General features: G+C 37.9%; 4 protein-coding genes, 2 tRNA genes and 3 rRNA genes. 6 read left to right on the top strand and 3 right to left on the bottom strand.

Annotated elements, in window-relative coordinates:
* The first annotated feature begins 282 nt into the window (after positions 1-282).
* From L8U98_RS06935 to L8U98_RS06910, 6 genes are all read left to right on the top strand, one after another.
* Positions 283-1,796 (top strand): 16S ribosomal RNA (locus L8U98_RS06935).
* A gap of 95 nt (positions 1,797-1,891) precedes the next feature.
* A tRNA-Ala gene (locus L8U98_RS06930) sits at positions 1,892-1,967 on the top strand.
* Between the two features lie 8 nt (positions 1,968-1,975).
* Positions 1,976-2,052 (top strand) — tRNA-Ile (locus L8U98_RS06925).
* Positions 2,053-2,509: 457 nt separating this feature from the next.
* Positions 2,510-5,417 (top strand): 23S ribosomal RNA (locus L8U98_RS06920).
* A 281-nt stretch (positions 5,418-5,698) separates the two neighbouring features.
* Positions 5,699-5,815 (top strand): 5S ribosomal RNA (rrf, locus tag L8U98_RS06915).
* Together the 16S, 23S and 5S rRNA genes with 2 tRNA genes alongside form the textbook arrangement of a ribosomal RNA operon.
* Positions 5,816-6,178: 363 nt before the next feature.
* On the top strand, positions 6,179-6,631 hold the full coding sequence (locus tag L8U98_RS06910) for a DUF411 domain-containing protein (RefSeq protein WP_263725343.1): 453 nt from the start codon (positions 6,179-6,181) through the stop codon (positions 6,629-6,631).
* 10 nt (positions 6,632-6,641) lie between these two features.
* On the opposite strand, the gene L8U98_RS06905 is transcribed toward L8U98_RS06910, so the two are convergent.
* The 3 genes from L8U98_RS06905 to exbB are packed head-to-tail and all read right to left on the bottom strand — an operon-like array spanning position 6,642 to position 8,105.
* On the bottom strand, positions 6,642-7,295 hold the full coding sequence (locus L8U98_RS06905) for an energy transducer TonB (protein WP_263725342.1): 654 nt from the start codon (positions 7,293-7,295) through the stop codon (positions 6,642-6,644).
* A complete protein-coding gene (gene exbD, locus L8U98_RS06900) occupies positions 7,292-7,681 on the bottom strand; it encodes a TonB system transport protein ExbD (protein WP_263702954.1) in 390 nt (129 codons plus the stop codon). Before exbD ends, L8U98_RS06905 begins: the two co-directional genes overlap by 4 nt.
* Entirely contained in the window at positions 7,674-8,105 is a 432-nt protein-coding gene (gene exbB, locus L8U98_RS06895; protein WP_149062773.1) for a TonB-system energizer ExbB, read from the bottom strand. Before exbB ends, exbD begins: the two co-directional genes overlap by 8 nt.
* Positions 8,106-8,229 lie beyond the last annotated feature (124 nt).

Here is an 8,229-nt window from a genome sequence, read left to right as displayed (position 1 = left end):
CCCTAAAACAAATTTCTTTAAATGTCTAATTATGTTAATAAAACTTTAAGCTTTTATTGCTATAATTTCATTTCCTTTTTAAACGAAAGGGTTTTAAAAAGCTAAGACTTTTTGTCTTAATTTTTTAGTATTTGTTCTTTAAATTATTAATATTGTTAATCAAATCTTATAGTCAATCTTTGAAATCTAAATAAGTGATCGATTGAGCCAGAAAGATTTATTTTTAAATCTTAACAATCAACTTTTTCTTTGAAGAAAAAGATTAAACTTATCCAATTATTTTTTATGGAGAGTTTGATCCTGGCTCAGAGTGAACGCTGGCGGCGTGCCTAATACATGCAAGTCGAACGATGAAGCTTTTAGCTTGCTAGAAGTGGATTAGTGGCGCACGGGTGAGTAAGGTATAGTTAATCTGCCCTACACAAGAGGACAACAGTTGGAAACGACTGCTAATACTCTATACTCCTGCTTAACACAAGTTGAGTAGGGAAAGTTTTTTCGGTGTAGGATGAGACTATATAGTATCAGCTAGTTGGTGAGGTAATGGCTCACCAAGGCTATGACGCTTAACTGGTCTGAGAGGATGATCAGTCACACTGGAACTGAGACACGGTCCAGACTCCTACGGGAGGCAGCAGTAGGGAATATTGCGCAATGGGGGAAACCCTGACGCAGCAACGCCGCGTGGAGGATGACACTTTTCGGAGCGTAAACTCCTTTTCTTAGGGAAGAATTCTGACGGTACCTAAGGAATAAGCACCGGCTAACTCCGTGCCAGCAGCCGCGGTAATACGGAGGGTGCAAGCGTTACTCGGAATCACTGGGCGTAAAGGGCGCGTAGGCGGATTATCAAGTCTCTTGTGAAATCCAACGGCTTAACCGTTGAACTGCTTGGGAAACTGGTAGTCTAGAGTGAGGGAGAGGCAGATGGAATTGGTGGTGTAGGGGTAAAATCCGTAGATATCACCAAGAATACCCATTGCGAAGGCGATCTGCTGGAACTTAACTGACGCTAAGGCGCGAAAGCGTGGGGAGCAAACAGGATTAGATACCCTGGTAGTCCACGCCCTAAACGATGTACACTAGTTGTTGGGGTGCTAGTCATCTCAGTAATGCAGCTAACGCATTAAGTGTACCGCCTGGGGAGTACGGTCGCAAGATTAAAACTCAAAGGAATAGACGGGGACCCGCACAAGCGGTGGAGCATGTGGTTTAATTCGAAGATACGCGAAGAACCTTACCTGGGCTTGATATCCTAAGAACCTTTTAGAGATAAAAGGGTGCTAGCTTGCTAGAACTTAGAGACAGGTGCTGCACGGCTGTCGTCAGCTCGTGTCGTGAGATGTTGGGTTAAGTCCCGCAACGAGCGCAACCCACGTATTTAGTTGCTAACGGTTCGGCCGAGCACTCTAAATAGACTGCCTTCGTAAGGAGGAGGAAGGTGTGGACGACGTCAAGTCATCATGGCCCTTATGCCCAGGGCGACACACGTGCTACAATGGCATATACAATGAGACGCAATACCGCGAGGTGGAGCAAATCTATAAAATATGTCCCAGTTCGGATTGTTCTCTGCAACTCGAGAGCATGAAGCCGGAATCGCTAGTAATCGTAGATCAGCCATGCTACGGTGAATACGTTCCCGGGTCTTGTACTCACCGCCCGTCACACCATGGGAGTTGATTTCACTCGAAGCCGGAATACTAAACTAGTTACCGTCCACAGTGGAATCAGCGACTGGGGTGAAGTCGTAACAAGGTAACCGTAGGAGAACCTGCGGTTGGATCACCTCCTTTCTAGAGTACAAACTGATAAGTCTCACAACTATCAGTTCATATATAGACTCAATCATCCTTGTTTAGATTTCAAAGATTGATGAAAAGCTAATTTTGGGGAATTAGCTCAGCTGGGAGAGCGCCTGCTTTGCACGCAGGAGGTCAGCGGTTCGATCCCGCTATTCTCCACCATTTATTAAGGGCCTATAGCTCAGCTGGTTAGAGTGCACCCCTGATAAGGGTGAGGTCACAAGTTCAAGTCTTGTTAGGCCCACCATAAAAAAAGATTTGTTTATCAATCATATAATAAAGTTTTAAAACTTAAAGCAAGTATATAGCTAATAATAAAGCAGTAAATAAAGTAAAATACTTTATTGTCTATGTTTTTAAATTATTTAAACTCTTTATATATACTTCCTTTAGGTTTTAAGACCTAAGCTAAATAAATAATAGAATATTTTATATATTAGATTAGTTATTTAATGTTATTTGAATTATCATTGTTAAGAGTCACAAGCAAGTTTTAATAAAAACAATTTTACAGGACTTGTTAAAGGATAAAACCTAACTATCTTTTCTTTAGCTTTTAGTTAAAGACAAGTTTTAAACTCACAGCTTAGTGAGACTAATATTTTTAGTTTTATTAAGTGTTTAAATGCTTTCCGTCTTAAGATAGTAAAGTCTTATCATAAAAACTTTAACAAGGAAGTGATGCGTTTTAGAATGAATTTAAAAGGTAAGCTATTAAGAGCGAATGGTGGATGCCTTGGCTGGTAAAGGCGATGAAGGACGTACTAGACTGCGATAAGCTACGGGGAGCTGTCAAGAAGCTTTGATCCGTAGATTTCCGAATGGGGCAACCCAGTATATAGAGATATATACTACCATAATGGAGCGAACGTAGGGAATTGAAACATCTTAGTACCTACAGGAAAAGAAATCAATAGAGATTGCGTCAGTAGCGGCGAGCGAAAGCGCAAGAGGGCAAACCCAGTGCTTGCACTGGGGGTTGTAGGACTGCAATGTGCAATAGGTGAGGTTAGTAGAACACTCTGGAAAGTGTAGCCATAGAGGGTGATAGTCCCGTATACGAAAACCAAACCTTAGCTAGCAGTATCCTGAGTAGGGCGGGACACGAGGAATCCTGTCTGAAGCTGGGTCGACCACGATCCAACCCTAAATACTACTACCAGACCGATAGTGCACAAGTACCGTGAGGGAAAGGTGAAAAGAACTGAGGTGATCAGAGTGAAATAGAACCTGAAACCATTTGCTTACAATCATTCAGAGCACTATGTAGCAATACAGTGTGATGGACTGCCTTTTGCATAATGAGCCTGCGAGTTGTGGTGTCTGGCAAGGTTAAGCACACGCGAAGCCGTAGCGAAAGCGAGTCTGAATAGGGCGCTTAAGTCAGATGCTGCAGACCCGAAACGAAGTGATCTATCCATGAGCAAGTTGAAGCTAGTGTAAGAACTAGTGGAGGACTGAACCGATAGGCGTTGAAAAGCCCCCGGATGACTTGTGGATAGGGGTGAAAGGCCAATCAAACTTCGTGATAGCTGGTTCTCTCCGAAATATATTTAGGTATAGCGTTGTGTCGTAGTATAAGGGGGTAGAGCACTGAATGGGCTAGGGCATACACCAATGTACCAAACCCTATCAAACTCCGAATACCTTATATGTAATCACAGCAGTCAGGCGGCGAGTGATAAAATCCGTCGTCAAGAGGGAAACAACCCAGACTACCAGCTAAGGTCCCTAAATCTTACTTAAGTGGAAAACGATGTGAAGTTACTTAAACAACCAGGAGGTTGGCTTAGAAGCAGCCATCCTTTAAAGAAAGCGTAATAGCTCACTGGTCTAGTGATTTTGCGCGGAAAATATAACGGGGCTAAAGTAAGTACCGAAGCTGTAGACTTAGTTTTACTAAGTGGTAGGAGAGCGTTCTATTTGCGCCGAAGGTATACCGGTAAGGAGTGCTGGAGCGAATAGAAGTGAGCATGCAGGCATGAGTAGCGATAATTAATGTGAGAATCATTAACGCCGTAAACCCAAGGTTTCCTACGCGATGCTCGTCATCGTAGGGTTAGTCGGGTCCTAAGTCGAGTCCGAAAGGGGTAGACGATGGCAAATTGGTTAATATTCCAATACCAACATTAGTGTGCGATGGAAGGACGCTTAGGGCTAAGCAAGCTAGCGGATGGAAGTGCTAGTCTAAGGTCGTAGGAGGTTATATAGGCAAATCCGTATAACAATACTCCGAGAACTGAAAGGCTCTTCAAAGTCTTCGGACAGCGAGGAGAATTGCTGATGCCGTCGAGCCAAGAAAAGTTTCTAAGTTTAGCTAATGTTGCCCGTACCGTAAACCGACACAGGTGGGTGGGATGAGTATTCTAAGGCGCGTGGAAGAACTCTCTTTAAGGAACTCTGCAAAATAGCACCGTATCTTCGGTATAAGGTGTGGTTCGCTTCGTATTAGGATTTACTCCGAAAGCGAAGAAACTTACAACAAAGAGTCCCTCCCGACTGTTTACCAAAAACACAGCACTCTGCTAACTCGTAAGAGGATGTATAGGGTGTGACGCCTGCCCGGTGCTCGAAGGTTAATTGATGGGGTTAGCATTAGCGAAGCTCTTGATCGAAGCCCGAGTAAACGGCGGCCGTAACTATAACGGTCCTAAGGTAGCGAAATTCCTTGTCGGTTAAATACCGACCTGCATGAATGGCGTAACGAGATGGGAGCTGTCTCAAAGAGGGATCCAGTGAAATTGTAGTGGAGGTGAAAATTCCTCCTACCCGCGGCAAGACGGAAAGACCCCGTGGACCTTTACTACAGCTTGACACTGCTATTTGGATAAGAATGTGCAGGATAGGTGGGAGGCTTTGAGTATATGACGCCAGTTGTATATGAGCCGTTGTTGAGATACCACTCTTTCTTATTTGGGTAGCTAACCAGCTTGAGTTATCCTCAAGTGGGACAATGTCTGGTGGGTAGTTTGACTGGGGCGGTCGCCTCCCAAATAATAACGGAGGCTTACAAAGGTTGGCTCAGAACGGTTGGAAATCGTTCGTAGAGTATAAAGGTATAAGCCAGCTTAACTGCAAGACATACAAGTCAAGCAGAGACGAAAGTCGGTCTTAGTGATCCGGTGGTTCTGTGTGGAAGGGCCATCGCTCAAAGGATAAAAGGTACCCCGGGGATAACAGGCTGATCTCCCCCAAGAGCTCACATCGACGGGGAGGTTTGGCACCTCGATGTCGGCTCATCGCATCCTGGGGCTGGAGCAGGTCCCAAGGGTATGGCTGTTCGCCATTTAAAGCGGTACGCGAGCTGGGTTCAGAACGTCGTGAGACAGTTCGGTCCCTATCTGCCGTGGGCGTAAGAAGATTGAAGAGATTTGACCCTAGTACGAGAGGACCGGGTTGAACAAACCACTGGTGTAGCTGTTGTTCTGCCAAGAGCATCGCAGCGTAGCTAAGTTTGGAACGGATAAACGCTGAAAGCATCTAAGCGTGAAGCCAACTCTAAGATGAATCTTCTCTAAGCTCTCTAGAAGACTACTAGTTTGATAGGCTGGGTGTGTAATGGATGAAAGTCCTTTAGCTGACCAGTACTAATAGAGCGTTTGGCTTATCTTATTTAAGCATCACTTCCTTGTTAAGGTTTTTAATAAAGCTTTGAATGTTTTTATATGAAAACTACATTAGCTTATAAAATCTTACAAGTAAAGTTTATATTAGAACTTGCTCTTAACATTGTTTTTTAAGTATTCTTGAAATAAAACAATAAAATGATTTAGTTTAGTAAAACATCTAAATATAAGAATAAGATGAAAGCTAAAAATAAAAATGATTTTTATATTTAAATCTTATTGATTGTTTTTATTATGCTATATTAAATAGAATATTTAAATAACAATGTCCGTGATTATACAGATGTGGAGACGCCTTGCTCCATCCCGAACCAAGAAGCTAAGCACATCGTGGGTGATGATACTACGCCTTACTGGCAGGGGGAAAGTAGCTCATTGCGGACTTGTTAATTCTCTTATTATTCTTACTTTATATATAATCTTATGTTTGTTTTTATTGTTAGTTATTAAAATTATTTATTGCTTTAATCCTTAAATTAGTTTGTTTTTTTATTAATCTGATAAAATTGGTTTTTTATGTATTTTTAGTAGAGTTTTTAAATTTGGTTTGAAATCATTCATTGAGTGTTTTTATTTGGCATATAGCTTGGGTTTTAGTTGTAGGTAAAGTTAATATTTGTAATAAGTATTATTAAATGAAGTAGGAGTATAATTTTGTATTTTGATAGATTTTCAAATAAAAATTACAGGTTTTATAAAAATATTAATTTTTATAATGTATTTTATCTTTTTATTTTTGGAGGATATATGAAAAAATTATTTTTAACTTTATCACTGGGTTTTGCTACTTTATTGGCCAATGAAAAATTATTAAATATTTATGAAAGTCCTACTTGTGGATGTTGTGATCTTTGGGCTGATTATATGAAAGATAAAGGTTATAAAGTGCAAATACACAAAAGCGAGGATTTTTTAAAAATAAAAGAAAAAATGAATATTCAGCCTATGTATCAAAGTTGCCATACTGGCGTAATTGATGGTTATGCTATAGAAGGACATGTTCCTGAAGATGCAGTTGCTTGGCTTTTGAAAAATAAACCTGAAGATGTTATAGGTATTTCTGCTCCTGGTATGCCTCAGGGAAGTCCTGGGATGGAGCAAGGTTATGAAGAAGAATATCCTGTGGTTTTAATGCTTAAAAATGGAGATTATAAAATTTATGGGATCTACAAAGGATATAATTTAATCAAGACAAACTAAGCAATTTTGCTTAGTTTATTTTATATATTAATGGTATTCTTATATGAAAAGTTTTTTCATATTGTGGAAAATTCTTAGACGCTATATGTATAGTTTCTAAGGCACTATCGTTTAATAATTTATATTTTGATGGTTTTAATATTTTTAAGTTTAATAGATTTTTATCTTTAGTCCATGTGAATTCTACTAAAATTTCGCCACTCATTCGCATTTTTTTGGCTTGTCTAGGAAAGATTAAAGCTTCATCTATAGCTTGTTTAACTTCTTTTAAAAGTTCATTGTTATTAGTTAAAGATATGCTTTCTTGAGAAGTTGTTGGAGTGTTTTTTTCTTGTGCTATAGTTTTTTGAGGTTTTATTTTTTCATTTAATTGATTTATTGCCTTGGTATTGGTTAAAGTATTTGTTTTTTTAGGTTGAATGATAGCCTTTTCTTTTGTTTGTTCTGGTTTTTTTATTTTTTCTTGTTTAGGTTGTTCGGTTTTTACTTTAGGGGAATCTTGTAAAAATTGTTTTATGGCTATATTAAATTTTTCTTCTTTTGAAGCACTATGTTGTATATGTAAAAAATTCTTAGTATAAATAAAAATAAAAAATAAAGGCAAAAAGAGAAATAAAGTGATAAAAAAGGATTGATTTTTATGATTGTTTATAAATGTTTTCATCTTTTTTGCTCTGTTAAAATTTGAAAATTTTCATGATTTTTATTTTTTAAAATATCAATAATTTTTACAAAACTTTCAAATTTTGCTTCTTTATCACTTTTTAACTCTACTAATGTTTTAGAATCTATAGTGTCAAATTTTGCTTTTATTTCTTCTAAGGAAGCTGTTTTTCCATCGATATAAAATTCATTTTCTTTATTGATTAAAATACTCACTTTGTCTTTATTTTCGTTTATGGAATTTGAATTTTCACTTTGAGGTAGATTGATTTTGATTTCACCATGCGCGATAAAAGTGGATATGCTTAAAATAATAGCTAGTAAAACAAGCATTATGTCTATAAAAGGAATGATGTTTAAACCCTCATTTTTTGGTAATTTAAGCATTTTTATCCTTAAAAATACGATATGCATTACTCAAGGTTGATATTTTCCTAAGTAATCCATTATAAGCCATCAAAGAAGGGATAGCAACTAAAATTCCTAATGCTGTAGCTTTTAAAGCTAGCGATAAACCAATAACAATAGATTTAACATCAATATTCCCGCTTGCACCCATGTCGTAAAATGTAATCATAATCCCCACTACAGTTCCCAAAAGTCCTACATAAGGAGCATTAGTGTAAATGATATAAAGCATGGTGAGATTTTCACTAATTGCATCATCAAATTTTTCTTGACATTGATAATCATTTAGCTTAATTTTTCTAAAAAACAATATACGTTCTATAGTGCACCATATAGCAATAAATGCCATTATTCCTAAAACAATAAATATAATTAAGTCAATGTAAGTTTTTAAAAATTCCATCTTATCCTCGTTTTATTTTTTTGTGATTATATTACTAAAAATTAAATTTTTTATTAATAACAATTATCATAATTGATACAATAAATTTATTTTAAATTAATAATTATTATCATAATATTCCAGT

The sequence above is a fragment of the Campylobacter sp. RKI_CA19_01128 genome, from assembly GCF_025771175.1.
In the GTDB taxonomy this organism is placed as follows: domain Bacteria; phylum Campylobacterota; class Campylobacteria; order Campylobacterales; family Campylobacteraceae; genus Campylobacter_D.
The sequence above is the reverse complement of the archived record's forward strand: the minus strand, read 5'-3'. Positions and strand labels throughout refer to the sequence as shown.